The following is a 24,840-nucleotide window of genomic DNA, read 5'->3' as shown; positions in this document are numbered from 1 at the left end:
GCGCCCGTGACCGGCCGGGCCGCCCGCCGCGGGTCACCCGGACTTCGTGCTCGGCCGCCGGTGCAGCAGGTCGAAGCGCGACCACATCGCCTCCGCCGCCTCGATCGAGTCGCTCGTCCGGCTCGGGTCCACCGCCGCCAGCTGGGCCACGATCGCCTGGACCAGCGCCATGCCCGCGGTCAACGACGGGAAGAACGTCACGCCCTCCGCCGGCACCATCAGCACGTGGTCCGCCGCGCCGGCCAGCGCCGGGCTGGCCGCGTCCGTGATCGCGAACACCCGCGCTCCGCGGGCCCTGGCCTCGTTCGCCGCCAGGACCGTGCTCTCGTACAGGCGCCAGAAACTGATCGCCACCAGCACGTCGTCCGAGGTCAGCTTCGCCGTCTGGTTCGCCAGCTCCGCGTCGCCCGCCGTCACCGCGTGGACGTCGTAGCCCGCCAGGCGCGCGTTGTGGGCCATCGCGATGCCCACCGCCGCGTAGCTCCCGTCGGCGATCACCACCGTCCGGCGGGCCGCCGCGATCGCGCGGGCCACCTCGCGCAGCACCTCCTCGTCGAACCGGCGGTTCAGCAGGGCGAGGCCGTCCAGGTCGCGGCGCAGGGACGCCGAGCCCGGTGAGTCGACGCCGCGGTGCTCCTCCGCGACCTGCGGGGCGCTCAGCGACGACATGTACCGCGCCCGCAGCTCCTGCTGCAGGGCCGGCCAGCCCGCGAAGCCCAGGGCCTGGGCCGTGCGCGTCACCGTCGCCACGTTGACGCCGGCCAGCTGCGCCAGCTCGGCCGTCGAACCGAACGATGCCCGCCGCGGCTGGGACACCAGCACCTCCAGCACCGCCGCCGACTTCGGCCGCAGGCCGCGCTCGGGCAGCCGGTCGCGCAGCCAGGCCTCGAAACCGTCGTCGGTCTCCGCCACCAGTGGCCTCCCCTCGAGTTGCCTGAACCGTAACCCAACGAGTTTTGCAACGAACGTTGCAGTTTTGTCGAACTGCAGTTTATGTTGTCGGCACTCCCCGAAGGAAGGCGTTCCCCATGACGCTGCTGGCCCGACTGGATCGGCTCCCGCTGAGCCGGCCCCACCACAAACTGCTGTTCATCGGCGGCCTCGGCTACACCTTCGACGGCATGGACTCGGCCGTCGTCGCGTTCCTGCTGCCCAGCGCCAAGGCCGCCTGGCACCTCGACAACGGCCAGCTCGGCCTGATCGGCTCGGCGACGCCGTTCGGCTTCCTCTTCGGCGCGATCGCCGCCGGCCTGCTCGGCGACCGGATCGGCCGCAAGAAGGTCATGATGTACGCGCTGGCCTTCTACGCCGTGTTCTCCGTCATCGCGTCCTTCTCCCCGAACTACGAAGTCTTCCTTGGCGCCCGCGTGCTGGCCGGGACCGGCGCCGGCGCCGAAAGCGCGATCATCGCGCCCTTCCTGTCCGAGTTCGTCCCGGCCAGGCGGCGCGGCTGGTTCGTCGGCGCGCTCGCCGGGTTCTTCTCCTTCGGCTTCGTCGCGGCCGCGCTGATCGGGCGGTTCGTCGTGCCGTCCTTCGCCGAGGGCTGGCGGGTCGCGCAGCTGGTCACCGCGCTGCCGATCGTGATGCTGCTGTGGTGGCGCCGGTCGCTGCCCGAGTCGCCGCGGTTCCTGCTCGCCCACGGCCGGGTCGCCGAAGCCGAGAACGTCGTCGCGAAGCTGGAACGCGACGTCGAGAAGGCCACCGGCACCGTCCTGCCGCCGGTGCCGCCCGCGGACGCGCAGCCCGCGACCGAGACGCCGAAGGTCAACCTGTTCAGCGCGCTGAAGTTCCTGTGGAGCCCGGCGATGCGGCGCCGGACGGCGGTGATCTGGACCGTCTGGTTCGTGATCACCTTCTCTTACTACGGCTTCTTCTCGTGGATCCCGACGCTGCTCGTCGAACGCGGCATCACGGTGACCAAGAGCTTCGAGTTCTCGATCATCATCTACCTGGCCCAGGTGCCCGGGTACTTCTCGGCCGCGTGGCTGTCCGAACGGCTGGACCGCAAGCACACCATCGCCCTCTACCTGGCCGGCTCGGCGGTGAGCGCGTTCTGGCTGAGCCAGACGAGCGCGCCGTGGTCGATCACGCTCGCCGGGGCGGTGCTGTCCTTCTTCCTCAACGGCACCTACGCCGGGGTGTACTCCTACACGCCAGAGGTGTTCCCGACCTGGATCCGGGCCAGCGGCACCGGCCTGTCCAGCGCGTTCGGCCGGGTCGGCAGCATCCTCGCGCCGACGATCATCGGCCTGTCCGCGGCGAGCCTCGGGTTCGCCGGCGTCTTCGGGCTGACGACGGCGGTGCTGGCGGCCGGGGTGCTCTGCGTCCTCGTCTTCGGCCTGTCGACCGCGGGCCGTTCGCTGGAGGAACTGACCGAACACGGCGCCCCGGTGGCGGCCGCGAAGGAGATGACGAAGTGAGTTTGTCCCTTGTGGAAGAACGGGTGCGCGCCGAGCTGGGCGTGCGGTTGTTCACCGTCCTCGCGTGGATCCCGGAACGCCGGGCACTGCGCCGCGTGCACAGCAGTCACCCGGCCGAATACCCGGTGGGCGGCGAGAAGACCGTCGAGGTCGCGGCGGGCTGGCTCGAGAAGTGCGTCACCGCGCAGGAGCCGTACTTCGGCCCTGATCGCGCCGCGGTGCGGGAGATTTTCGCCGACCACGAGCTGATCGGATCCCTCGGCTGCGGCTCGATCATCAACGTGCCCGTCGTCGCGGACGGCCGGACGCTCGGGGTGCTCAACATCCTCGACGCGGAAGGCGCCTACGACGAGGATTCCGTGCGTAGGGCCGAACTTCTCGCCCCGCTGGCCGTGCCGGCGCTCAAGGAGGAACAGTGAACCTGCTGCTGCGCAACGCCCGCCTGCTCGACCCGCTTTCCGGCGAATACACCGAGGGCGACCTCCGGTGCGCGGACGGCCGGATCGCCGAGGTGGGACCCGGCCTGAGCGCGGGCGACGGGCCGGCGCTGGACGTGCGGGGCGCGGTCGTGCTGCCCGGCCTGGTCGACGCGCACGTGCACGTCACGGCGTCGACCGCGGACCTGGGCTCGCTGCCGTCGTCGTCCCCGTCCTACGTGGCCGCGCACGCCGCCCGCACGATGAGCCGGATGCTCGACCGCGGGTTCACCACGGTCCGGGACGCCTCCGGTGCCGACTACGGCCTGGCCGACGCCCAGGCGGAGGGGCTCTTCCGCGGCCCGCGCCTGCTGTTCTGCGGCCGCGCGCTGAGCCAGACCGGCGGCCACGGCGACAGCCGCACCCGCGGCACTCAGGTGAAGGACGACCACCCGTGCTGCGCCGGACTCGGCCGGGTGGCCGACGGCGTGGACGCCGTTCGCGCCGCGGCCCGCGACGAGCTCCGCAAGGGCGCCCACCACATCAAGGTGATGGCCTCCGGCGGCGTGGCGTCCCCGACCGACCGCATCGACTCGACGCAGTACTCGGCCGGAGAACTGCGGGCGATCGTCGAGGAGGCCGAGGCGGCCAACCGGTACGTCGCCGCGCACGCCTACACCGCCCGCGCCGTCAACCGGGCGCTGGAGGTGGGCGTCCGGTCGATCGAACACGGCAACCTCCTCGATGACCGCAGCGTCGAGCTGTTCCGGGAGCACGACGCGTTCCTGGTGCCGACCCTCGTCACGTACTGGGCCCTGAAGGAGGAAGGCCGCGAGCACGGCCTGCCGGAATCCAGCTGGCGCAAGGTCGACGAGGTCCTGGGGGCGGGCTTGGCGGCCCTGGACCGCGCGGCCCGCGGCGGCGTCAAGCTGGTCTACGGCACGGACCTGCTCGGCGGCATGCACCGGCACCAGAACCACGAGTTCCGCCTGCGCGGCGAAGTCCAGTCCCCGCTGGAGGTGCTCCGCTCGGCGACGTCGACGGCGGCGGAGCTGCTGGACCTCACCGGCGAGATCGGCACCCTGGCCGTGGGCGCGCACGCGGACCTGCTGGTGGTGGACGGCGATCCGCTGGCGGACATCGGCGTCCTGGCCGAGCCGGGGAAGTTCCGCCACGTCGTCCAGGGTGGCGAGGTGGTCTCCGGCTGACTACCAGTTCCGCACCGCGGGCGCGTACCCCGCCGGCTTGTCGCCGATCTTCAGGCCCGGGCTGACGATCCAGTTCTGGTAGGCCGGGGTGAACATCCGGTACACCGAAGCCGGCGGGACCGCGCTCGCCTCGTCGAGCAGGGTGCGCAGCTCGGCCGGGAGCTCGAAGTCCAGCGCGGCCATGCTCTTCCCGAGCTGGTCCGCGCTGCTGGCGCCGACGATCGCCGCCGCGATGCCCGGCTGGGTGGCCACCCAGTTGACCGCCACCTGGGCCATCGTCACGCCGAGCGTGCCGGCGACCTCCTCCAGGGGCTTGAGCAGCTGCCGTTCGCGGTCGGTCCAGGTCGGGGCGTCGCTGAGCCGGCCCCCGCCGCCGTCGCGGTACTTGCCGGTCAGGAAGCCGCCCGCCAGGGGGCTCCAGGCCGTGACGCCGAGGCCGAGGGCCTGGCCCATGGGGACGTGCTCGGTCTCGATTTCCCGCTGCACCAGCGAATACGGCAGCTGCAGGGTGACCATCGGCGCCAGCGCGTGCGCCTCGGTGAGGGTCTGCGCGCGGGCCGCGTACCAGCTCGGGACGTCGGACAGGCCGGGGTAGCGGATCTTGCCCGCGCGGACGAGGTCGTCGAACGTGCGCACGACCTCTTCGACCGGCGTGATCCGGTCCCAGGTGTGCAGCAGGAAGACGTCGACGTGGTCGGTGCCGAGGCGCCGCAGGGACGCTTCGAGGGCGCGGATCATGTGCTTGCGCCCGTTGCCGCCCGCGTTGGGATCGGCGGGGTCGACGCTGTTGGTGAACTTGGTGGTGAGCACGAGCCGGTCGCGGGAGCCCGTCTCGGCGATGAGCTTGCCGAGGATCGTCTCGCTCTCGCCTGCGGTGTAGAAGTCCGCGGTGTCGACGAAGTTGCCGCCCTCGTCGAGGTACTTCCGGAAGATCGGGCGGGCTTCGGCTTCGCTTTTCCCGTAGGCGGCGTGGAAACCGCCGGTGCCGAAGTTCATGGTGCCGAGGGCGAGCCGGCTGACGCGCAGCCCGGAGCGGCCGAGGAGGTAGTACTGGTCGAGTGCCATGACCTCAGCGTGCCGAGCGAATTTTGGACCCGCAAGTCCAGTCCGCGAGCGCCTCGGGAGGGCGCTCGCGGACCGGGGCCTAGCGGCAGCGGTAGCTCGACGCCGTGGCCGGGTCGCCGCCGGTGTAGCGCGAAACCCGCGGGAGCGGGCACAGGTCGCGCGTTTTGCCGTCCGCGGACGCCGCCGCCAGGGTGGCCGGCGCCTTGCCGTGCTCGACCCAGTCGACCAGGGCGCCCAGTGCGTTCGTCGGCTCCGGGCCGCCACCGCCGAAGCAGTGCTCGACACCCGGGGCGAGGAACAGCCGGTAGAAGTCGTTGACCCGCTGCGGGCCACCCATCGTGCGCTCCACCTGCGTGCGGTAGGAAAGCGTGCCGCCCGGCGGGATCAGCTGGTCGTTCGCGCCGACGAAGGTGATCAGCTTGCCGCCGGCGCGGCGGAACGCCGAGAGGTCCGGGTCGGACGTGCCGATGACGTCGTCGTACTCCCGCACCGACTGGCGGAACAGGCTCGTGAACTGCGCGTAGGTGAGCTTCGAGGTGTCGAAGTCCGCCTGCTTCTCCAGGAACGACTGCACCCACTTCACCGCGACCGGGAAGCCCGGCGCGATGAGCGTGCCGTCGGGGCCGGGTTGGGTGCCGGCCAGCCAGGTGAAGTCCGCGCCCTTCGGCAGCCCGGACCACAGCTTGCGGCCGCGCTCGTCGGTCGGGCCGGCCCAGATCTTGCGCACGACCTCGGCGTCCGCGGCCGTCACGGTGACCTCGTGGCCGTCGCAGACCAGCTTCGTCCCGACGAGGCTGCGCGGGTCGTAGCCGCATTCGTCGGGCCGGTCGACGATCCCGTTGGCGACGCCGTCCCGCGCGTCGCACGCCTGGACCGCGGCCTGGCGGAACGCCGTGAGGACGCAGGGGCTGGGGAAGTCGTGGCTCTGGTTCATGACGACCTGCGGCCACAGCGTGGCGACCGCGAACTGCGTCCAGTCGACGGCGGGGGCGTTGGCCAGGACGCCGTCGAAGTCCTGCGGGTACTTCTGCGCCTCGGAGTAGCCCTGGCGGCCGCCGGTCGAGCAGCCGGTCCAGTAGGAGTAGGAAATCGGGCGCTGGTAGTACCGCTGCGTGACGGCCTTGCCGAGGACGGCTTCTTCGTGCACCGACCGGGTGGCGAAGTTGGTCAGCAGGGTCTGGTCGACGTGGCCGTCCTTGAGCGCCCAGGACGTGTCGAGGCCGTCCCGGGAGACGCCCGCGTCGGTCGTCACGGCCGCGTAGCCGTCCTTGACCGCCGCGGGGAGCGCGTCGAAGTTGCCGGCGGCGTAGGCGCTGCCGCCGAGCGCTTGGAGCCGGCCGTTCCACCCGGTGTCGGGCAGGGCCACGGCGACCTTGACGTGGTCCTTGCCGGTGTGGGTGAGCGTGACGGTGATCAGGCAGTACGACGGCTGGAGCGTGGCCTGCACCGATTCGAGGTGCGCGCCGGGCGGGGCGGGCACCGCGACGGCGGCGCACGGGGTGGGGGTTGCTGCCGAGGCGGCCGGCTGCGTGACGGTGGTCAGCAGGAGCGGCACGGCGGCGGCGAGAAGGAGGCGTTTCATCGGTCTCTCCGGTCGCTGGACATGGCGGGGGAACCGTAGGGGCGGCGCCCGCGGCCCGGCGCCCGTCGGATGACGCTGCCGGTGTACGTCACTGGGCCGTGAGCTGCGGAAACAGTGTTGGGTAAGGTCGTTTCCATGGCGCTGAGCGGGCGGGACACCGAGCTGAAGGAGCTGGGCGAGCTCGTCGACGGCCCGGAGGACCGCAGCGGCGTCGTCATCCGCGGCGAGGCGGGCATCGGCAAGTCCGCGCTGGTGGCTTCGGCGGCCGAGGCGGCTTCGGTGGCGGGGCTGCGGGTGCTGCGCACGACCGGCGCCGAGGCGGAGCGGAACCTGCCCTACGCCGGGCTGCACCAGCTGCTGTACCCGGTCCGGGCGGGGGTGGCGGAGCTCCCCGGACCGCAGCGCGACGCCCTGCGGACGGCGCTGGGCCTGGCCTCGGGGGCCGAGCCGGGCCCGTACCTGGTCGGGCTGGCGGCGCTGACCCTGCTGGCCGACGTGGCGGCGGCCAGGCCCCTGCTGCTGGTGGCGGAGGACGCGCACTGGCTGGACCGGGCGAGCGCGGACGTACTGGCGTTCGTGGCCCGGCGGATCGAGACCGAGCCGATCGTCCTGGTCGCGACCCTGCGTGAGGGGTTCGAGTCCCCGCTGGCCGACGCGGGTCTCGCGTCGATGGTGCTGGACCGCCTCCCGCCGGACGCGGCGGCCGCGCTGCTGGATGCGGTCGCGCCCCGGCTGGCGCCGGCGGTCCGGACGAGGCTGCTGGCGGAGGCGGCGGGGCTCCCGCTGGCGTTGACGGAGCTGCCCGCGGCGGTGGCGGACCTCGACGGCGTGGACCCGGTGCTGCCGCTGACGGAGCGGCTGGAGCGGACGTTCACGGGCCGGGTGGCGCTGCTGCCCGAGGTGACCCGGACGGCACTGCTGGTGGCGGCGCTGAACGAGACGACCTCGGTGACGGAGACCCTGGCGGCGACGGGTGCCCTGCTGGAGACGGTCGTCGAGCCGGAAAGTCTCGCGCCCGCCGTCGAGGCTCGGCTGGTCGAGCTCTCCGCCGGGGCTGTCACCTTCCGGCACCCCCTCATGCGGTCCGCCATTCCCGCCTCCGCGACCCCGCTCGACCGGCGGAACGCGCACCTCGCCCTCGTCGAAGCCCTGCGCGACCAGCCCGATCGGCGCGCCTGGCACCAGGCCGCCGCCACCGCCGGGCCCGACGAGGCCGTGGCCGCGGAACTCGAGCGCGCCGCCGAACGCGCCCGCTACCGCGGTGGGGCGGCCGCCGCCGTCGCCGCGCTCGAACAGGCCGCCCGGCTGAGTCCCGATGCCGGAGCCCGGACCGACCGGCTGCTGCTGGCCGCCGAACTGGCCGTCGAGTCCGGGCGGCGCGAAACCGCCGAGCGGCTCGTGCGCGCCGCCGATCCCGCCGATCCGCGGCGGCGGGCCACCGCCGGGCGGCTGCTCAGCGAGTTCGAAGACGGCGTCCGCGAAGATCCCGCCCGCGTCGCCGAACTGGCCCGGACCGCCGCCTCCGTCGCCGCCGACGGGCAGCACGACGCCGCCCTGCGGATCCTCTGGAGCGCCGCCATGCGCTGCTTCTGGACCGAACCCGGCACACAAGCGAGGAAAGACCTGCTGGAAGTCGCCGATCGGCTGCCCGTCCCGGACGGCGACCCGCGGATCGTCGCCGTCACCGCGTACGTCGCCCCCTTCGAACGCGGGGCGGCCGTCCTCGGGCACCTTCGCGAGCTGGTCGCCCGGACCGGCGCCGACCCCGAGGTCGACCGGTACCTGGGCAGCGCCGCCCTGCAGGTCGGCGCCTTCGACCTCGCCGCCCGGTTCTCCGCCGCCGCGGCGCCCGGGCTGCGGGCCCAGGGCCGGCTCGGGCTGCTGCCGCGGGCGCTGGCCGTCCTGGCGTGGAGCCGCGTGCGGCTCGGCGACCTCGCCGGCGCGGTGCCCGCCGCCGCGGAAGCCGTCCGGTTCGCCCGCGAGACCGGCCAGCCGTTCATGGCCGGGCTCGCCACCGCGGTGCAAGCCGAAATCGCCGCCCTGCGCGGCGACCACAAGCAGGCGAAAACCCTCGCCGACGAGGCCGAACGCGCCGGGCTCGCCGCCGGCGCCCGGCCGGTGCTGGCCACCGTCCAGCTCACCCGCGGGCTGACCGGCCTCGGCGAAGGCCGGTTCGAGGACGCCTTCGCCGACCTGCGCCGGCTGCTCGACCCGGCCGACCCCGCCTACCAGCTGGCGTTGCGCGCGTACTTCGTCGCGGAACTCACCGAGGCCGCGGTCCGGGCCGGGCGGACCGGGGAACTGCGGGACATCCTCGCCGAACTGGACCGCCCGGACACGCCGTCGCCCGCGCTGCGCATCGGCCTGCGGTACGCGCGGGCCGTGCTCGACCCGAGCGACGAGCTGTTCGCCGAAGCCCTGCACGCGGACCTCGCCGGCTGGCCCGCCGAACGCGGCCGCGTCCACCTCGCGTTCGGCGAGTGGCTGCGGCGGCAGCGGCGGGTCGTCGAATCGCGGACGCACCTGCGCACCGCCCGCAAGACCTTCGACGCGCTGGGCATGACGGCCTGGGCCGAGCGGGCCCGCCGCGAGCTGCGCAGCGCGGGCGAGTCGAGCCCGAACCGCGGCCCGGACGCCCGCGACAAGCTCACCCCGCACGAGCTGAGCATCGCGCAGCTGGCCGCGGAAGGGCTGACGAACCGGGAGATCGGGCAGCGGCTGTACCTTTCGCACCGGACCGTCGGCACCCACCTGCACCGGATCTTCCCCAAGCTGGGCGTGAGCTCCCGCGCCGACCTCGCCGGGACGCTGAAGAGCCTCGAAGGGTGACGTACACCGGCTGCGTCACCCGACGGGCGCGAAGGTAACCGAACCGCTCCTAACGTGGTGAAAGTCCCACGGTCTTTCGCACAGGAGCAGCAGATGATCAGCAGGAGAAGGTTCGGGCAGGCGTTCGCGGCGGGCCTGGCGGCGACGTCCCTGGCGGCCTGTTCGTCCGGCAGCACCGCCGTCGCGCCGGCCGCGGCACCCGACCTGCGGGCCGGGTCGGGTGAGCACACCTCGCTCGGCGAGCTCAAGCACGCCGACGCCGGGGTCGTGACGATGGCCTACCACGAGTCCGGCCCGGCCGGCGGGCCGCCGGTGGTGCTGCTGCACGGCTGGCCGTACGACCCGTACAGCTACGTCGACGTGGCGCCGATCCTGGCCGGCGCCGGCTACCGGGTGATCGTCCCGTACCTGCGCGGCTACGGCCCGACGGCGTTCAAGTCCGCCACGGCGGTCCGCAACGGCCAGCAGACGGCGGTGGCGCTGGACGTCGTCGCCCTGCTGGACACGCTCAAGATCGGCAAGGCCGTCTTCGGCGGCTACGACTGGGGCGGCCGGACCGCCGACATCATCGCCGCCCTGTGGCCGGAACGCTGCCAAGCGCTCGTCGCGGTGAGCGGATACATCGTCACGAACCTGGCGGCGAACCAGAAGCCGCTGGCCCCGGCCGCGGAACTCGGCTGGTGGTACCAGTACTACTTCGCGACCGAGCGCGGCCGCGCCGGCTACGCGGCGAACCGCCACGACTTCAACAAGCTGATCTGGAAGACCGCGTCCCCGGCGTGGAACTTCGACGACGCGACCTACGACCGCAGCGCGACGGCGTTCGACAACCCGGACCACGTCGCCATCGTGATCCACAACTACCGCTGGCGCCTGAGCCTCGCCCCGGGCGAGCCGCAGTACGAGGCCTACGAGCAGAAACTGGCCGCGGGCGCGACGATCGGCGTCCCGTCGATCACGATCGGCAGCGACTTCGACGGCGCGGCCAAGGACGGCAAGGCCTACCGCGCCAAGTTCACCGGCAAGTACGAGCACCGCGTCTTCGACGGCATCGGCCACAACGTGCCGCAGGAGGCGCCCCGGCCGTTCGCCCAGGCGATCCTGGACGCCTCCCGCAGGTGAGCGTCAGCGCAGCCGGCCGTCCTCCAGCCGGAGCCGGCGGTCGATTCCGATCTCCGCCAGGAAGCGCTCGTCGTGGCTCACCACCACGAACGCGCCGCGGAACGCGGTCAGCGCGCTCTCCAGCTGGCCGGTGCCGACCAGGTCCAGGTTGTTCGTCGGTTCGTCCAGCAACAGCAGCTGCGGCGCCGGCTCGGCGAACAGCACGCAGGCGAGCGTGGCGCGCAGCCGCTCCCCGCCGGACAGGGCGGCGACCGGCAGGTGGACCCGGGACCCGCGGAACAGGAAGCGGGCCAGCAGGTTCATCCGCTCCGACGCCGTCAGCGCCGGGGCGGCCGCCGCCAGGTTTTCGGCGACCGTGCGCTCGTCGTCCAGCAGGTCCAGGCGCTGGGACAGGAACGCGATCCGGCCGTCGGCGCGGGTGACGGTGCCGGCGTCGGGGGCCAGATCGCCGCTGACCAGCCGCAGCAGCGTCGACTTGCCGGTGCCGTTCGGGCCGGTGAGCGCGATCCGCTCGGGACCGCGGATGGCCAGGTCGGCGCCGTCACCGAAGAGGTTGCGCACCCGCAGGCCCTCGCCGAGGAAGAGCGTCCGCCCCGCCGGGACCTCGGTCTGCGGCAGCTGCAGGTTCAGCTTCTGCTCGGTGCGCAGTTCGCGTTCCGCCTGGTCGAGCTTGGCCTTCGCGGCGCCGACGCGGGCGGCGTGCGTGCCGTCCGCCTTGGCCGCCGACTCCTGCGCGTTGCGTTTCATCGTGCCGGCGAAGATCTTCGGCAGCCCGGCGTTGCCGAGGTTGCGCGACGCGGTGCTCGCGCGGCGGGCGGCGCGCTCGCGGGCCTGCTGCATCTCCCGCTTCTCGCGCTTGACCTCCTGTTCGGCGCTGCGGATGTGCTTTTCGGCGACCTCGCGCGCAGCCCGGACGGCTTCTTCGTAGGCGGTGAAGTTGCCGCCGTGGAACCGGATTTCGCCGCCGTACAGCTCGGCGATCCGGTCCATCCGGTCGAGCAGCGCACGGTCGTGGCTGACCACCAGCAGGCACCCGGACCAGTCGTCGAGCACGGCGTAGAGCCGGCGCCGCGCTTCGAGGTCCAGGTTGTTGGTGGGCTCGTCGAGCAGCAGCACGTCGGGACGCTTCAGCAGTTGCGCAGCGAGGCCCAGTGAAACGATCTGGCCGCCGCTGAGCGTGCCCAGCGTGCGGTCGAGCGCCAGGCCGCCGAGGCCGAGCCGGTCGAGCTGGGCGCGGGTGCGTTCCTCGATGTCCCAGTCGGTGCCGATGGTGGTGAAGTGCTCCTCGCCGACGTCGCCGGACTCCACGGCGGCGAGCGCGCGCAGAACCGGGGCGACACCGAGGATTTCGGCGACGGACGGCTCCCCGCTCAGCGGCAGGTCCTGCGGGAGGTAGCCGAGCACGCCGTCGGCGGAGACGCTGCCGCCGGACGGCGTCAGGACCCCGGCGACGAGCTTGAGCAGGGTCGTCTTGCCGGAGCCGTTCGGGGCGACGAGGCCGGTGCGGCCGCCGGGGAACGTGGCGGACAGGTGGGCGAACACGGGGGTGTCGTCCGGCCAGGAGAAGGACAGACCGGACAGCACGATTGCGGACATGGCGAAGACCTCGATGGGGTGAAATCGGAAAAGGGGACGTCGACGGCGGCCCGCACCGGCACGGCCGGGGGCCTGCGGACTCCGGGGCTACCCGGAGATGTCGACGTCACCTGCCACGACTGGTCTCCTCCACTGGATCTTCCCCCCGAACATAGCAGGGTTGGCGGCCCGGCTCCCGGGTAACCGCCCCGGATGCGCATCGTGGTGACCGGAGCAACGGGCAACATCGGGACCGGCGTCGTCCGCGCGTTGAGCGGCGATCCGCAGGTCGAAAGCGTCGTCGGCCTCGCACGGCGACCGGCGGACGGCATCGTCACGGCCGACGTCGAACGCGACGACCTCGTGCCGCACTTCCGCGGCGCCGACGCGGTCGTGCACCTGGCGTGGCTGTTCCAGCCGACCCGCCGTCCGGAACGCACCTGGCGCGCGAACGTCCTGGGCTCGATGCGGGTGTTCGAAGCGGCGGCCACGGCCGGTGTGCCCAAGCTGGTCTACACGTCCTCGATCGGGGCGTATTCACCGCGCGAGAACGACGAGCCGGTGACCGAGGACTGGCCGACGCACGGCTGGCCCGGGGCGGCGTACACGCGCGAAAAGGCTTATCTGGAGCGGTACCTCGACGCGTTCGAGGCCCGCCACCCGAAGCTCGACATCGTCCGGATGCGCCCGGGCTTCGTCTTCCAGCGCGCGGCGGCCACGGAACAACGCCGCCTGTTCGGCGGCCCGTTCATCCCGGGTTCCCTGGTGCGGCCGGGCCTGATCCCGGTGGTGCCGGACATCCCGGGGCTGCGTGCGCAGATCGTGCACACGGACGACCTGGCCGACGCGGTCCGCCGCGCGGTGACGCGCCCGGTCCGCGGACCGTTCAACGTCGCGACGGGCCCGGTGGTCGACCCGAAGTTCGCGGCAGACCTCCTGAACGCGCGCACGATCCCGGTCCCGGCAAGCGTGGTCCGCGCGACGGTGGACGCGGCCTGGCGGCTGCACGCGGTACCGGCCACTCCGGGGTTGTTCGACGCGGTCATGCGCCTGCCGATCATGGACACGAGCCGCGCGAAGTCCGAATTGGACTGGCACCCCCGGCACGACGCCGCGTTCACGCTGCGGGAGTTCTTGGCGGGGTTGAGGGAGGGCGCGGGCGCGGAGACGGCGCCGCTGGCTCCGGACCGGCACCGGTTGCACGAGGTCGCGACCGGGGTGGGCCGGAAGCCGTGACGGGGGTGCCGATCGTCGCCTCGCGGGGTCCGAGAGTGGGCTGGTGCTAGGCCGCGTTCACGCTGCGGGAGTTCCGCTCGGGCCTGCGGAAGGCGCGGAGACGGCTCCGGACCGGCACCGGTTGCACGAGGTCGCGACCGGGGTCGGCCGGAAGCCGTGACGCCGGGTCAGTGCCCCTGCTTCTCCGGCTCGGGGTACTGGCCACGCGCCCGGTCCACCGCCGTCGTCGCGATGCCCGCGGCGATCATCGCCACGCCGAGGGCCAGGTGGAGCCAGTCGTCGGCGTTGTCGAGGGGGATGAAGTTGGCCTTGCTGTCGTGGTCCATCGCCAGGCCGAACACCCACAGCAGGACGTAGACCCCACCGCCGAGCATCAGGAACGCCCGCGAAGCTCCGTTGGCGCGGGCGGCCAGTACGCCGAGGACGCCGAACAGCAGGTGGACCATATTGTGCAGCACCGACACGGTGAACACGCCGAACAGCTGCGCGGCCGACTCGTGGCCGGCGAACCGCAGGGCGCCGTAGTCCGTGGTGATGCCGGGGATGAACCCCAGCACACCGACGAGCAGGAACGCGATCCCGAACAGCAGGGCGGCGGTCCGGGCGGTACTCCGGCGAGGTCGAGCGTGGACGTCCGTCATGGCGCCCGGCTACCCGGGCCCCGATCCGGCAAACGCCGTCGAAGCGCGTACCTCGTCCAGGACCCGGCACAGGGGGTGCCCGCTCGCTTCCGCGGCCGCCCGCACGTCCTCGTACTCCGGCTGGGCCCAGGCCGAGTACCGGGCGTTCGGCCGGGACCTCGTGACCGTCTTCGACCTCGTCACCGGCCTGCCGCAGCGCGTGTTCGACGGCGACTTCGCCCGGTTCCGGGCCGCGCTGGGCATCGACGAGCGGCACGCCGGGTTCATGGGCCGCCTGCTCGGCGAGGGCCCGCCGCCGCTGTACGGCCGGGCCGACGTCTACCACGACGGTTCGGCGTTCAAGCTGCTGGAGTACAACATCGGCAGCGCGCTCGGCGGCCTGGACATGGTCGGGGCGCTGCCCAAGGCGTACCTGCGGGTGCCGGCGGTCGCCGCGTTCGCGGAGGATCACGGCCTCGGCTACCTCGACATGGGCGCCGACCTCGCCGCGGCGCTGCGCAACGCGGGCAAGGCGATCGGCGCCGGTGAGCCGGTGGTCGCCATCCTGGAGAGCCCGGGCGGGCTGGCCACCTACGGCCGGCAGCGGCGGTCCGCCGCGGAGATGCTGCGGGACAACGGCCTCGACTGCCGGGCCGGGGAAATCGGGGACCTGGAGTTCCGCGGCGGCAAGCCGTACCTGGCGGGCGCCGGCGTCGACGTGATCCTGCGGTACTACGGGCTCGAGGAAATGCTCGGCCACCCGGACTGCGACGCCCTGCTCGAACCGGTCTTCCGCGCCCACGAGGACGGCAAGGTCGTGGTCTGGACGCCGAGCAACGTGTACGGCAACAAGGGCACCCTCGCCATGCTCTCGGAGCACGCCGGACTGTTCACAGCGGACGAACGGGCGGCGATCGAGCGCGTGCTGCCGTGGTCCCGGATGCTCGGGCGCCCCGGCGCCGGGCCGGACGCCGGCCGGATCGAGGAGTGCGTCGAGCGGCAGGACCGGCTGGTGTTCAAGCCGACCGGGCTGTACGGCGGCCAGGGGGTCGTCATCGGCCGGGAGGTCGACGCGGCGACCTGGCGGGAGACCCTCGACGCGGGATCGCGGACCGGCTCGCTGGTGCAGGAGATCGTGCGCCCGAACCTGGAGGCGGTGATCGACCCGGACACCGGCGACCGCAGCGAGTGGTACGCGCTCTGGGCCGCGTTCATGACGCCGTCCGGGCTCTCCGGCGGCGGGATCCGCGCGATCCCGCCCGGCGGCACGACGGTCATCACCATGAGCAACAACCCCGGCGTCCGCAACACCTGCCTGTTCACCTGTTGAGCGCTGTACCTGCCGAGCAAGGAGATCCTCCGGTGGCCCGACTCGTCGACCTGACCCACGGCTTCTACGACGGAATGCCGTCCTACCCCGCCGACTGGTTCCCGAAGTTCGTCAGCGAACGCTCGATGACGCCGGAGACCGACCCGTACGGCACCAAGCGCACGTTCTCCTACCTGCACGTCTTCCCGCACAACGGGACGCACATGGAGTACCGGCTGCACTTCTACCCCGGCGCCGAAGGCATCGACGAGGTCCCGCTGGAGACGTTGATCGGCCGCGCCTGCGTCGCCGACCTGTCGGACAAGGGCGAGCTGGAACCGGTCACCGGCGAGGACCTGGAGCGGACGCTGCGGCCGGTGTGGCAGGCGGGCGACCGGCTGCTCGTGCGCACCGACTACCTGCGGCACAACTGGGGCCGCCCCGACTACTGGGACCGGCCGCCGTACCTGACGCCGTCGGCCGCGGAGTGGGCCATCGAGAACGGCGCGAGCCTGTTCGGCCTCGACTGCCTCACCGAACGGCCCGGCGACGGCGAATCACCGGTGCACCACGCCCTTCTGGCCGCCGGGATCCCGCTGCTGGAGTACGTGACCAACATGCACGAGCTGACCAGACCGGTGGTGCAGCTGTTCGCGCTGCCGACCAAGGTCGCCGGGGCCGAGGCGGCTCCCGCGCGCGTCATCGCCCTGGAGGAAACGGATGACTGAGCAGGTCGCCTTGACGGCGGTCGGCGGCGACGCCGAGGTGCCGGACGGCCTGGCCCGGCTGCTGGAGCTGCTCGGCGCGCCGCTGTCCGGGCTGCGGGCCGGGGACGAGGTGCTGATCAAGCCGAACCTCTTCCAGACCGCACCGGGGTTCCACGTCAGCCCGGCGCTGCTGGCCGCGATCGCCCGTGTCGTCGCCGAGCACGGGGCCCGGCCGGTGATCGCCGAGCGCACGCACGCCATCTACGAGATCCTGAACGACCACGAGGCCGCGAAGTACGCCAAGGTCGTCAGCTTCGACGACCTGCCGCTGCGGATCACCGGCATCCCGGGCGCGACCTCGCTGCGGGTGCCGATCGCCGTGCCCGAGCTGATCCACGACTGCGACTTCTTCATCGGCGTCCCGCAGCTGCGCACGCACGCGAGCGTCGTCTATTCGAACGCGATGAAGAACCTGGTCGGGCTGCTGCCCGGGTACACGACCCGGATCGTGCACATGGCCGGGGTGGACGAGTCCACTGTGGACCTGAACCTGATGCGGCCGCAGGACCTGGTGGTCTGCGACGGGACCACGGTGATCGAGGGCAACTACCCGATGGACGGCCAGGCGCGGGAGGTCGGGTTCCTGGCCGCGAGCCGCAACGCCGTCGCGCTCGACGTCGCCGTCGGCACGCTGGCCGGCTTCGACCCGGACAGCGTCGCGTACCTGCGTGACGCGCACGCGCGGGGCATGGGACCGCTGGCGCTGGAGGACGTCGAGCTGCTCGGCACGCCACTGGCCGAGCTGGCGTTCGACATGGTGAAGGCGCCGGTCGAGATCGTCGTGCCGCGCGAGGGCATCCACGTGTACGCCGAACACGCCTGCCCGGCGTGCAGCCGGTTCGTGGCCGGCGCGATGAAGGCGCTGGCCGGCGAGCTGTGCGCGTGGGACGGGGAGATGACGGTCGTCTCCGGTCCGCAGGTGTCGCTGCCGCCGTTGCGCGGGGAAGTGGTGCTGGTCGGCAACTGCCTGTACGAGAGCCGTGACCTCGGGATCTTCGTCGAAGGCTGCCCGCCGCGGGCGATCCAGCTGGCCGCGTTCCGGTACGCCATGGGCAAGCCGGTGGGCGACCACGAGCGGACGCAGTTCCGGGTGCCGCCGAGCCGGGCCGCGGCCCGATGATCACGTCCGCGCTCGCCCCGGGGGACCGGCTGCACCGGCACGTCGTCCCCCTGGCGTCGGCGGTCGACCCGGTGGCGGCCGCCGCGGCGCTGCGCGCGGCCGGGCGGGTCATGCTCGCCGCCGGGGCCGGTGGCGCGGACCCGGTCCTCGCCGCCGGTGAGCTGGCCGTCCTTTCGCACCCCGGTGGCGGCTCGCCGCTGACCGCCGCCGTGGACCTCCTGCGGGGCCTGGACCTCCCGCCGGAGACCACCGACGCCGAAGCCGCCTGGTACGGGTTCCTGGGCTACGACGCCGCCCGCGACTTCGAGCGGCTGCCGAGCCGCCACCCGGAGACCGGCCGCCCGGTGTACGAGTTCTTCCTGCCCGAGGTGCTGGTCCGGTTCGCCGCCGGGCGGGTGGTCGGCCGCGGCCCGACCGCCGCGGCCGCCCGCACCGCGGCCGAACAGGTCGCCCGGACGCTGAACGGCCTCTCGATCGCGCCGCTCGGGACCGTCGCGGTGGGCACCGGCCGGTTCGGGTTCGCCTACGACGAGTACGTCGACGCCGTCCGCCGCGCCCAGCAGCACATCCTCGACGGCGACGTCTTCCAGCTCGTGCTGTCGAACGCGTGGGCGGCACCGGCCACTGTGGACGGACTGTGTGTCTACAGGAGACTGACGACGATCAACCCGTCGCCGTACCACTTCTGGTTCGGCGGCCCGCACTTCGAGGCCGTGGGCGCGTCGCCGGAGCCGTGCCTGACGCTGGCGGACGGCAAGGCGCTGATCCGGCCGCTCGCCGGCACCCGGCCGCGGGGCCGCGACGACCACGCCGACCGGCTGGCCGAGGCCGACCTGCGCGCGTCGGTGAAGGAGCTGGCCGAGCACCGGATGCTGGTCGACTTGGCCCGCAACGACCTCGGCCGGGTGTGCCGCCCGGGGAGTGTGTCGGTCGGGCGGCTGATGGCCGTCGAGCGGTACTCGCACGTCATGCACCTGACGTCCGAGGTGTGGGGCGAGCCCGCGCGCGAGCGGGGCACCGACGAGCTGATCCGGGCGACGTTCCCGGCCGGCACGATGACCGGGACGCCGAAGGTGCGCGCGATGGAAATCATCGACGCCCTCGAGCCGGCGCGGCGCTGGCTGTACTCCGGCGCGGTGGGCTCGTTCGGGGTGTCCCATGTGGACCTGTACCTGACGATCCGCAGCATGGTCTGGTGCGACGGCGAAATCCGCCTGCAGGCGGGCGGCGGCATCGTGCACGACTCGGACCCGGCGGAGGAGTACGCGGAATGCCTGGCGAAGCTCGGCGCGGGCGCGCGGGCGCTCGGCGTGACGGTGGAAGGGACGGCCGCGTGATCTGCGTGCTCGACAACTACGACTCGTTCGTCTACAACCTGGTGCAGTACCTGGGCGACCTGGGTGCGTCGTGCCGGGTGTTCCGCAACGACGAGGTGTCGGTGGCCGAGGTCGCCGCCCTGGCCCCGGAGCTCGTGGTGATCTCCCCGGGCCCCGGCGCCCCGGCGGACGCGGGTATCTCGGTCGACCTGGTCCGCGGGCTGGCCGGCCGCGTCCCGATGCTCGGGGTCTGCCTGGGCCACCAGGCGATCGCGACGGCGTTCGGCGCGCGGGTGGTGCACGCGGCCGAGCCGATGCACGGCAAGTGCTCGTCGGTGGCCCATGACGCCCACGGCGTGTTCGCCGGCCTGCGCAACCCGGTGACGGTGGCCCGCTACCACTCGCTGGTGGTCGACCCGGCCTCGTTGCCGGCCGACCTGGTGGTGACGGCGTGGTCGGACACGGGCGAAATCATGGGCCTCCGCCACCGCAGGCACCCGATCGAGGGAGTGCAGTTCCACCCGGAGTCCCTGTTCACCGAGGACGGCGTGGCGATGGTGGCGAACGCGATGCGCGCCCGGTCTCTGGTGCGCAGCTAGACGAGTTCGGCGGAGACGACGGACGGCAGCGTGCGCAGCCGGTCGAGCAGGGGTTCGGTCTCGCCGGTGGCCAGCAGGACGGCGCAGACGAGGCTGCTCTCGCGGACACCGTCCTTGATGTCGACGGACAGTTCGTGCACGGGCCGCCCAGCCAGCGCACCGACCAGCGCGGGAACCTCTCCGGCCCCACCGACGAAGTAGGCGGCGATCCGGCGGCGCAGCAGCATGGCGGAGCGGGGGGCGGAAACGGCGAACGAAGTGGACACGGCGGATCTCCCTGGTGGATGACGGGATGAGATCGGGGCCAGGTCCCGGAGAAGAGCGATCGCCAACGCAGCGCGCCGGCGACCTGGGTTCAGCCGGCGCGCCGGGTTACGAGCCGCAAAGACGGCAGAAGGCGCTGCACGGCGACAGGCTAACACGGCCGCGGAAGCCTGCGCACGACTCGGCGGTGGCGCGGGGTTGCGGCTGGCGGGCCGCTGGCATGGCGGGCGGCTGCGCTGGGCGGGGCGAGGTTGTGGCCGGCGGGAGCGCGGCGGAGGCTGGCTTGTCGCTGGTGGACGGCTCGGTTTCGCGGCCGCCCGCTCGGCGAGCGCGGCCGCCCGCTCGGCGAGCGCGGCCGGCGAGGCCGGGCAGGGTTGCGGCCGGTCGGCAGCCCCCGCATCATCCGCGTCCGGCGCCGGGCGCAGCAGCCGCGGCGAGGCCGGTCGGCAGCCCCGCAGCAGCCGCGTCCGGCGCCGGGCGCAGCAGCCGCCGCCGCTCAGCTCGCGCGGATCAACCCCAGCCCCAGCGGAGTGAGCTCGTGCATCTGGGACTTGCCCGCCCGGGTGCTGCTGATCAGGCCGCTCGCCCGCAGCACCGATGCGTGCTGGCTCGCCGTCGCCGGGGAGATGCCCGTCAGCTCCGCCAGGTCGCTCGTGTTGCAGCGGGTCTTCGCCACCGTCACCAGGACCCTCGCCCGCGTGTGGCCCAGCAGCGCCGCCAGGGAGGGGCCCGGCTCCGCGTCCGTGTCGAAGCGGGGGTGGCTGATCGAATACACCAGCACCGGGGGCCGGTCCGGGGCCTTGTACGTCGTCGGCATTCCGTGCGCGAAGAACGCCGGGACCAGGCGCAACCCGCGGCCGTCCAGGTGGAGCTCCTGGTCGATCGGGAAGCGCACCCGCAGCACCGGCGGGGACCACGTGATGTCCGGGTGCAGCGTCGAGAGCAGCAGCTGCGGGCCGCCGCGGTCCAGGGCGGACTGCAGGCGGTGGCGGTCGTGGGCCACCGCCCGGCGCACCGCCGGCCAGTCCGGGGCGACGCACTGGCGGTAGTAGTCGTGCAGGGCCGTGCCCAGGCGCCGCAGCTCGCGGGGTTCGCCGTCCGCGACGCGGCGCAGCCACACCGGGACGCGGGTGCCCTGCGCCGCCAGCTCGGCCACGTCGGCCGCCAGCGTGCGCTCCGGCGTCTCCAGCACCGCCGAGATCCCCTCGTCGATGCTGCGGGCGCCCGCCGGGGTCAGGAAGTCCGGGCAGTACCCGTACGGCGGGACCGCGGACATCACCAGCCGGCCGGACGCGGGGACCGCCGAGCGGGACCCCCGGCGCCAGCGGCCGAAGAACGGCTCACCCTCCGGACGCCGGATCCGGTAGCTGCTCATCAGCAGCTCCCACATCGGGTCGGCGTCCCCGGCGATCGTCACCTTCGCCAGGTCCGCTTCCGTGAAGTGAACTTTCAACACGCCGGGCGCACCCCCTTCCGGACCGAGCGTAACCGCCGGCCGCCGGAGGCGATCACCGGCGGTCCGCCGAAAATTCACGCACTCGCCTCGCAATTGCGTGCGACACCGGCCCGTCTTCACCCTCCGCAAGGGTAAAAAGCCGTGCGGTGGCAGTTCACGCTGTGTCATTGGTGCGTACGGGGGAAACGACCGCCGTTCCTTGACAACACCACCGCCGCCGGAGTTACGTCTCCGGCTGAATTCCGCGGAAAAGGAACCGGAAATCGTTCTCGGGCCACCGGTACGAATCGAGCCAAGTCACCGATGAAAGAAGACGAACCCGCAGCACGCCGTACCGTCCCCGGCTGGAATCCCGGCAGCTGGCGGTTGCGCACCAAGATCTCCGTTGTGCTGTTGCTGCCCGTCCTGGTCGCCCTGCTGCTGGCCGGCGGCCGGGTGCAGGCCGAACTCGCCCGGGCGGGCGGGCTCAGCGCCGTCCGCGACCAAATGTCGGTCGTGCAGGGGATTGCCGAACTCGCCGGGCTGGTCGACGACGAGATGATCCACGACGGCGCGGCCGCGCAGACCGCCGAGGTCGACGGGAAAGCCGCCGTCGTCCGCCACGACGCCGCCTTTTCCCAGCTCAGCCCCGAGCTGTCCCGCGCATTGGAAGATCAGCTCGGGAAATTGGCCGACCTGCGGCAGCAGACCGGTTCACCGGCGGCGAAAATCGCGGCGTACCACGACTTCACCGTCGCGCTGAGCGAAGTGATCGCCGGTATCGCCGGGCAGGCCGGGAATGGTGATCTCGGCGCTTCGGCGGGCGTCGCCGAATCATTGGTGCAGCTGAGGACCAGCCTGGCCGGGCAAGCGGCGCCGGCGGGCCGGTCCGAAGCCGCGTCGGTCACCGCCGCCGACCGCGCCGCGGCCGAAGAAACCGTGCTCACCGGCCAGATCCGCCGCGCCCTGCCGCCCGGCGCGGCGGCCGCCCGGTTCGCGGCGGCCACGAGTGCCGGCGCCGGCGGCCCCGAGGCGAAGCGGGCCACGCTCGGCACCATCCTCGCCGAGCAGGTCAAGTCGCTTTCGGACGCGGTCGGCGCGCAGACCAACACCGCCCGGTCCGACGCGCTGCGCGACGCCGCGCTGGTGCTCGCGTCGCTGCTCGGCGCCCTCGCCGTCGCCCTGGCCGTGGCCCGGTCGGTGGTCGTCCCGATCCGGCGGCTGCACGCGGCCGCGCTCGACACCGCGCGCCGGCGGCTGCCCGACACGATCGAACGCATCCGCGAGGGCGAGGACGTCGACTGGCGGGCGACCGCGCCGCTGCCGGTCGACTCCGAGGAGGAGGTCGGGCAGCTCGCGCGGGCTTTCGACGACATGCACCGGCAGGCGGTGCGGCTGGCCGTCGGCGAGCAGGCCGAGATGCGGATCCAGGTCAGCGAGATGTTCATGACGCTGTCCCGGCGCAGCCAGTCGCTGGTCGAGCTGCAGCTGTCGGTGATCGAGGACCTGGAGGCCGACGAGCAGGACCCGCAGCGGCTCGCCGAGCTGTTCCAGATCGACCACATCGCCACCCGGCTGCGGCGCAACGGCGAGAACCTGCAGGTCCTGGCGGGCGGCAAGCCGGTGCGCCGCGACGTCGGCCCGGTCGCGACGGTCGAGCTGCTGCGGGCCGCGACCTCGGAGGTCAAGGACTACCAGCGCGTCTCGCTCGGCAACGCGCCGCGCGGGTCGGTGCAGGCCGAGGCGGCCGCGGACGTCGTGCACATCCTCGCCGAGCTGCTGGAGAACGCCATCCGCTCGTCCCCGCCGGACGAGCGGGTGGTGCTCACCGCCGACCGCGGCTTCGACGGCGGCCTGCTGATCGAGGTGGTCGACGTCGGGCTCGGGATGACCCGGGAGGACCTCGGCGCGGCGAACGCCCGGCTGGCCGCCGGGGCCGCGGTGAGCCCGGAAACCACCCGGCGGATGGGCCTGTTCGTGGTCAGCCGGCTGGCCGCGTCCCACGGCATCACCGTCCGGCTGCGGCCCACGACCACGCGCACCGCGAGCGCCGGCATCACCGCCAGCGTGCACGTCCCGGGGGTGCTGATCCTGGTCGACCTGCCGCCGCGGGCCGTGCCGCCCGCGCTGACCCCCGCGGTCAACGGCTCGGCCAACGGCGCTGCCCGCCACGAGCTCGAACCCCGGTGGCCGGCCGAGGAGCCGACGCCGGTGGCCGACCCGCCGACGCCGATCTTCGACCAGATGCTGTCGCACTGGTTCGCCGAGACCCCGGCGAAGGCGGAGCAGCGGCCCGGCGCCTGGGCGTCGCCGGCCGACCAGGTCCGGCAGGCCGCGGAGGCCGCGGTCGGCACCCTGGACGACTTCGAGTTCACCGGCTCGGGACTGCCGACCCGGGAGCCGGGCGCACAGCTCGCGCCGGGGTCGGCCGCCCCGCGCCGCCCGCAGCCGCCGGACCCGGCCTTCCGCGATCCGGCCGCGGTGCGGAGCAACCTTTCCCGGCACTACAGCGGCATGCGCGCGGCCCGCCACCGGGTCGCGGGCGAACCGGAGGCGGAGCAGTGATGAGCACCCGGCAGGAAGGAACACAAGTGGCCGAGGGGTCCCGGAACTGGCTGGTGTCGGCGTTCACCCAGGAGGTGCCGGGCGTCGCGCACGCCGCGCTCGTCTCGGCGGACGGCCTGCTCGTGGCGGCGAACGAAACGCTGCCGCGCGACCGCGCCGACCAGCTCTCGGCGATCGCGTCCGGTCTCTCCAGCCTCGCGCTGGGCACCGCGGACCTGTTCACCGCGGGCCGGGTCGTGCAGTCGGTGATCGAGATGGAGCAGGGCTTCCTGCTGCTGATGAACGTCGGCGACGGCTCGAACCTGGTCGTGCTGGCCAACCCGGGCTGCGACATCGGCCTGGTCGGCTACGAGATGACGTTGCTGGTGGACCGGGTCGGGAAGGTGGTCGAGACCCCGGCGCGGCCCGCGGCTTCCCCGGGGGCGGCCCGGTGACGGAAGGCCGGCGACGCGAGGGCGGGCGGCACGCGGCGTCGCTGGCCCGCCCCTACGCCTGGACCGCCGGGCGCACCCGGCCGACGGTCGACCTGGCGGTGGAAGCCCTCGTGGAGACGACGGTGGAAGGCCGGACGGCGCCCTTCAGCCCGACCAACCCGCTGGCGGTGGTGACGCAGCTGTGCCTGCACCAGCGGTCGGTCGCGGAGGTGGCCGCCCACCTCGGGGTGCCGCTCGGCGTGGCCCGGGTGCTCATCGGCGACCTGCTGGCCGCCGGCCAGGTGTCGATCCGCGACACGCTCACCGCGGACGCCTCCTGGGACGAACGGAACGACCTGCTCGAAAGGGTCCTCAGTGGACTACGTGCGCTCTGACAAAAGGATCACCTCGGCGAAGATCGTCGTGGCCGGGGGGTTCGGGGCCGGCAAGACGACGTTCGTCGGTGCCGTCTCGGAAATCGACCCGCTGCGGACCGAGGCGCTCATGACGAGCGCGGCCGTCGGCGTGGACCGGACCGAAGCGGTGCCGGGGAAGTTCGCCACCACGGTCGCGATGGACTTCGGCCGCCTCACCCTGGCCGACGACCTGGTGCTCTACGTGTTCGGCACACCCGGCCAGCACCGGTTCTGGTTCATGTGGGACGACCTCGTCTGCGGCGCGGTGGCGGCGATCGTCCTGGTGGACACGCGCCGGCTGGCGGACTCCTTCGCCTCGATCGACTTCTTCGAGTCGCGCGGCCTGCCGTTCCTGGTCGCCATCAACCAGTTCCAGGACACCCGCCAGCACGGGCCCGACCAGGTTCGCGAAGCCCTCAAGATCCCGGCGGCGGTGGAGGTCGTCACGTGCGACGCGCGTTCGCCCGAGTCGACGAAGCACACCCTCATCGCCGCGGCCGAGCACGCGCTCGCCGAGCACCACGCCCCCCGATCACGGAAAGCCTGAAGGAGCCGGGAAATGC

The 24,840-nt window shown here is 73.1% G+C and carries 22 protein-coding genes; 15 read left to right on the top strand and 7 right to left on the bottom strand.

Annotation, left to right across the window (positions count from 1 at the left end; all coding sequences use genetic code 11):
• Positions 1–33: 33 nt before the first annotated feature.
• Positions 34–912 carry a MurR/RpiR family transcriptional regulator gene (locus C2L59_RS18890; protein WP_103350812.1) on the bottom strand — a complete coding sequence of 293 codons (879 nt, stop codon included), beginning with the start codon at positions 910–912 and terminating at the stop codon, positions 34–36.
• 116 nt (positions 913–1,028) lie between these two features.
• On the opposite strand from C2L59_RS18890, the gene C2L59_RS18885 reads away from it, so the two are divergent.
• From C2L59_RS18885 to C2L59_RS18875, 3 genes are read left to right on the top strand one after another with little or no spacing between them, the layout of a single operon-like run.
• Positions 1,029–2,420: an MFS transporter gene (locus C2L59_RS18885; protein WP_103350811.1), complete on the top strand. Its 1,392-nt coding sequence runs from the start codon at positions 1,029–1,031 to the stop codon at positions 2,418–2,420.
• Positions 2,417–2,839 (top strand): GAF domain-containing protein, encoded by a 423-nt coding sequence (locus tag C2L59_RS18880; protein WP_103350810.1) that lies wholly within the window; start codon positions 2,417–2,419, stop codon positions 2,837–2,839. Before C2L59_RS18885 ends, C2L59_RS18880 begins: the two co-directional genes overlap by 4 nt.
• Positions 2,836–4,044 (top strand): amidohydrolase family protein, encoded by a 1,209-nt coding sequence (locus tag C2L59_RS18875; protein WP_103350809.1) that lies wholly within the window; start codon positions 2,836–2,838, stop codon positions 4,042–4,044. Before C2L59_RS18880 ends, C2L59_RS18875 begins: the two co-directional genes overlap by 4 nt.
• Here the strand turns inward: C2L59_RS18875 and C2L59_RS18870 are convergent, their stop codons facing one another.
• Both C2L59_RS18870 and C2L59_RS18865 read right to left on the bottom strand, forming a co-directional pair.
• The gene (locus C2L59_RS18870) at positions 4,045–5,109 is read right to left on the bottom strand and encodes an aldo/keto reductase (protein ID WP_103350808.1); all 1,065 of its coding nucleotides are present in this window, start codon (positions 5,107–5,109) and stop codon (positions 4,045–4,047) included.
• A 79-nt stretch (positions 5,110–5,188) separates the two neighbouring features.
• Positions 5,189–6,691 carry a tannase/feruloyl esterase family alpha/beta hydrolase gene (locus C2L59_RS18865; protein WP_103350807.1) on the bottom strand — a complete coding sequence of 501 codons (1,503 nt, stop codon included), beginning with the start codon at positions 6,689–6,691 and terminating at the stop codon, positions 5,189–5,191.
• A 135-nt stretch (positions 6,692–6,826) separates the two neighbouring features.
• Between C2L59_RS18865 and C2L59_RS18860 the strand changes: the two genes are divergently transcribed.
• Together C2L59_RS18860 and C2L59_RS18855 are read left to right on the top strand one after the other, a co-directional pair.
• Positions 6,827–9,520: an AAA family ATPase gene (locus C2L59_RS18860; protein WP_103350806.1), complete on the top strand. Its 2,694-nt coding sequence runs from the start codon at positions 6,827–6,829 to the stop codon at positions 9,518–9,520.
• A gap of 93 nt (positions 9,521–9,613) precedes the next feature.
• Complete coding sequence (locus tag C2L59_RS18855) at positions 9,614–10,642, top strand: alpha/beta fold hydrolase (protein WP_103350805.1); 1,029 nt, start codon at positions 9,614–9,616, stop codon at positions 10,640–10,642.
• 3 nt (positions 10,643–10,645) lie between these two features.
• Here C2L59_RS18855 and C2L59_RS18850 read toward each other — a convergent pair whose 3' ends face one another.
• On the bottom strand, positions 10,646–12,238 hold the full coding sequence (locus C2L59_RS18850) for an ABC-F family ATP-binding cassette domain-containing protein (protein ID WP_103350804.1): 1,593 nt from the start codon (positions 12,236–12,238) through the stop codon (positions 10,646–10,648).
• 192 nt (positions 12,239–12,430) lie between these two features.
• Between C2L59_RS18850 and C2L59_RS18845 the strand changes: the two genes are divergently transcribed.
• Positions 12,431–13,453: an NAD-dependent epimerase/dehydratase family protein gene (locus C2L59_RS18845; protein ID WP_103350803.1), complete on the top strand. Its 1,023-nt coding sequence runs from the start codon at positions 12,431–12,433 to the stop codon at positions 13,451–13,453.
• 167 nt (positions 13,454–13,620) lie between these two features.
• On the opposite strand, the gene C2L59_RS18840 is transcribed toward C2L59_RS18845, so the two are convergent.
• A complete protein-coding gene (locus C2L59_RS18840) occupies positions 13,621–14,094 on the bottom strand; it encodes a DUF4383 domain-containing protein (RefSeq protein ID WP_103350802.1) in 474 nt (157 codons plus the stop codon).
• Between C2L59_RS18840 and C2L59_RS18835 the strand changes: the two genes are divergently transcribed.
• The 5 genes from C2L59_RS18835 to C2L59_RS18815 are packed head-to-tail and all read left to right on the top strand — an operon-like array spanning position 14,093 to position 19,184.
• Positions 14,093–15,403: a hypothetical protein gene (locus C2L59_RS18835; RefSeq protein WP_199199143.1), complete on the top strand. Its 1,311-nt coding sequence runs from the start codon at positions 14,093–14,095 to the stop codon at positions 15,401–15,403. The genes C2L59_RS18840 and C2L59_RS18835 overlap by 2 nt on opposite strands.
• 32 nt (positions 15,404–15,435) lie before the next feature.
• Positions 15,436–16,110: a cyclase family protein gene (locus tag C2L59_RS18830; protein ID WP_103350801.1), complete on the top strand. Its 675-nt coding sequence runs from the start codon at positions 15,436–15,438 to the stop codon at positions 16,108–16,110.
• Positions 16,103–17,269 carry a DUF362 domain-containing protein gene (locus C2L59_RS18825; RefSeq protein WP_103350800.1) on the top strand — a complete coding sequence of 389 codons (1,167 nt, stop codon included), beginning with the start codon at positions 16,103–16,105 and terminating at the stop codon, positions 17,267–17,269. The genes C2L59_RS18830 and C2L59_RS18825 overlap by 8 nt, the downstream gene beginning before the upstream one ends.
• Positions 17,266–18,606 carry an anthranilate synthase component I family protein gene (locus C2L59_RS18820; protein ID WP_233223567.1) on the top strand — a complete coding sequence of 447 codons (1,341 nt, stop codon included), beginning with the start codon at positions 17,266–17,268 and terminating at the stop codon, positions 18,604–18,606. Before C2L59_RS18825 ends, C2L59_RS18820 begins: the two co-directional genes overlap by 4 nt.
• The gene (locus tag C2L59_RS18815) at positions 18,603–19,184 is read left to right on the top strand and encodes an aminodeoxychorismate/anthranilate synthase component II (protein ID WP_199199142.1); all 582 of its coding nucleotides are present in this window, start codon (positions 18,603–18,605) and stop codon (positions 19,182–19,184) included. The genes C2L59_RS18820 and C2L59_RS18815 overlap by 4 nt, the downstream gene beginning before the upstream one ends.
• Here C2L59_RS18815 and C2L59_RS18810 read toward each other — a convergent pair.
• Positions 19,181–19,450 carry a hypothetical protein gene (locus C2L59_RS18810; RefSeq protein WP_103350798.1) on the bottom strand — a complete coding sequence of 90 codons (270 nt, stop codon included), beginning with the start codon at positions 19,448–19,450 and terminating at the stop codon, positions 19,181–19,183. The two genes, C2L59_RS18815 and C2L59_RS18810, sit on opposite strands and share 4 nt — an antisense overlap.
• 494 nt (positions 19,451–19,944) lie before the next feature.
• A complete protein-coding gene (locus C2L59_RS18805) occupies positions 19,945–20,904 on the bottom strand; it encodes a helix-turn-helix transcriptional regulator (RefSeq protein ID WP_103350797.1) in 960 nt (319 codons plus the stop codon).
• Between the two features lie 303 nt (positions 20,905–21,207).
• Here C2L59_RS18805 and C2L59_RS18800 point away from each other — a divergent pair, with 303 nt between their 5' ends.
• From C2L59_RS18800 to C2L59_RS18785, 4 genes are read left to right on the top strand one after another with little or no spacing between them, the layout of a single operon-like run.
• On the top strand, positions 21,208–23,448 hold the full coding sequence (locus C2L59_RS18800) for an ATP-binding protein (RefSeq protein WP_233223566.1): 2,241 nt from the start codon (positions 21,208–21,210) through the stop codon (positions 23,446–23,448).
• Positions 23,448–23,882, top strand: coding sequence for a roadblock/LC7 domain-containing protein (locus tag C2L59_RS18795; protein WP_199199141.1), 435 nt, complete (start codon positions 23,448–23,450; stop codon positions 23,880–23,882). The genes C2L59_RS18800 and C2L59_RS18795 overlap by 1 nt, the downstream gene beginning before the upstream one ends.
• A complete protein-coding gene (locus C2L59_RS18790) occupies positions 23,879–24,256 on the top strand; it encodes a DUF742 domain-containing protein (protein WP_103350794.1) in 378 nt (125 codons plus the stop codon). Before C2L59_RS18795 ends, C2L59_RS18790 begins: the two co-directional genes overlap by 4 nt.
• Positions 24,237–24,824, top strand: a complete 588-nt coding sequence (locus tag C2L59_RS18785) for an ATP/GTP-binding protein (RefSeq protein ID WP_199199140.1) — start codon at positions 24,237–24,239, stop codon at positions 24,822–24,824. The genes C2L59_RS18790 and C2L59_RS18785 overlap by 20 nt, the downstream gene beginning before the upstream one ends.
• The last annotated feature ends 16 nt before the right edge of the window (positions 24,825–24,840 follow it).

The organism is Amycolatopsis sp. CA-128772 (assembly GCF_002904295.1).
GTDB lineage: Bacteria > Actinomycetota > Actinomycetes > Mycobacteriales > Pseudonocardiaceae > Amycolatopsis.
The sequence above is the reverse complement of the archived record's forward strand: the minus strand, read 5'-3'. Positions and strand labels throughout refer to the sequence as shown.

Bases quoted from the DNA above. Each gene is read 5' to 3' on its own strand.
- C2L59_RS18840 (WP_103350802.1), bottom strand. From the start codon at position 14,094: ATGACGGACGTCCACGCTCGACCTCGCCGGAGTACCGCCCGGACCGCC.
- C2L59_RS18860 (WP_103350806.1), top strand. From the start codon at position 6,827: ATGGCGCTGAGCGGGCGGGACACCGAGCTGAAGGAGCTGGGCGAGCTC.
- C2L59_RS18825 (WP_103350800.1), top strand. From the start codon at position 16,103: ATGACTGAGCAGGTCGCCTTGACGGCGGTCGGCGGCGACGCCGAGGTG.
- C2L59_RS18835 (WP_199199143.1), top strand. From the start codon at position 14,093: ATGGCGCCCGGCTACCCGGGCCCCGATCCGGCAAACGCCGTCGAAGCG.
- C2L59_RS18855 (WP_103350805.1), top strand. From the start codon at position 9,614: ATGATCAGCAGGAGAAGGTTCGGGCAGGCGTTCGCGGCGGGCCTGGCG.
- C2L59_RS18885 (WP_103350811.1), top strand. From the start codon at position 1,029: ATGACGCTGCTGGCCCGACTGGATCGGCTCCCGCTGAGCCGGCCCCAC.
- C2L59_RS18820 (WP_233223567.1), top strand. From the start codon at position 17,266: ATGATCACGTCCGCGCTCGCCCCGGGGGACCGGCTGCACCGGCACGTC.
- C2L59_RS18845 (WP_103350803.1), top strand. From the start codon at position 12,431: ATGCGCATCGTGGTGACCGGAGCAACGGGCAACATCGGGACCGGCGTC.
- C2L59_RS18870 (WP_103350808.1), bottom strand. From the start codon at position 5,109: ATGGCACTCGACCAGTACTACCTCCTCGGCCGCTCCGGGCTGCGCGTC.
- C2L59_RS18800 (WP_233223566.1), top strand. From the start codon at position 21,208: ATGAAAGAAGACGAACCCGCAGCACGCCGTACCGTCCCCGGCTGGAAT.
- C2L59_RS18865 (WP_103350807.1), bottom strand. From the start codon at position 6,691: ATGAAACGCCTCCTTCTCGCCGCCGCCGTGCCGCTCCTGCTGACCACC.
- C2L59_RS18795 (WP_199199141.1), top strand. From the start codon at position 23,448: ATGAGCACCCGGCAGGAAGGAACACAAGTGGCCGAGGGGTCCCGGAAC.
- C2L59_RS18850 (WP_103350804.1), bottom strand. From the start codon at position 12,238: ATGTCCGCAATCGTGCTGTCCGGTCTGTCCTTCTCCTGGCCGGACGAC.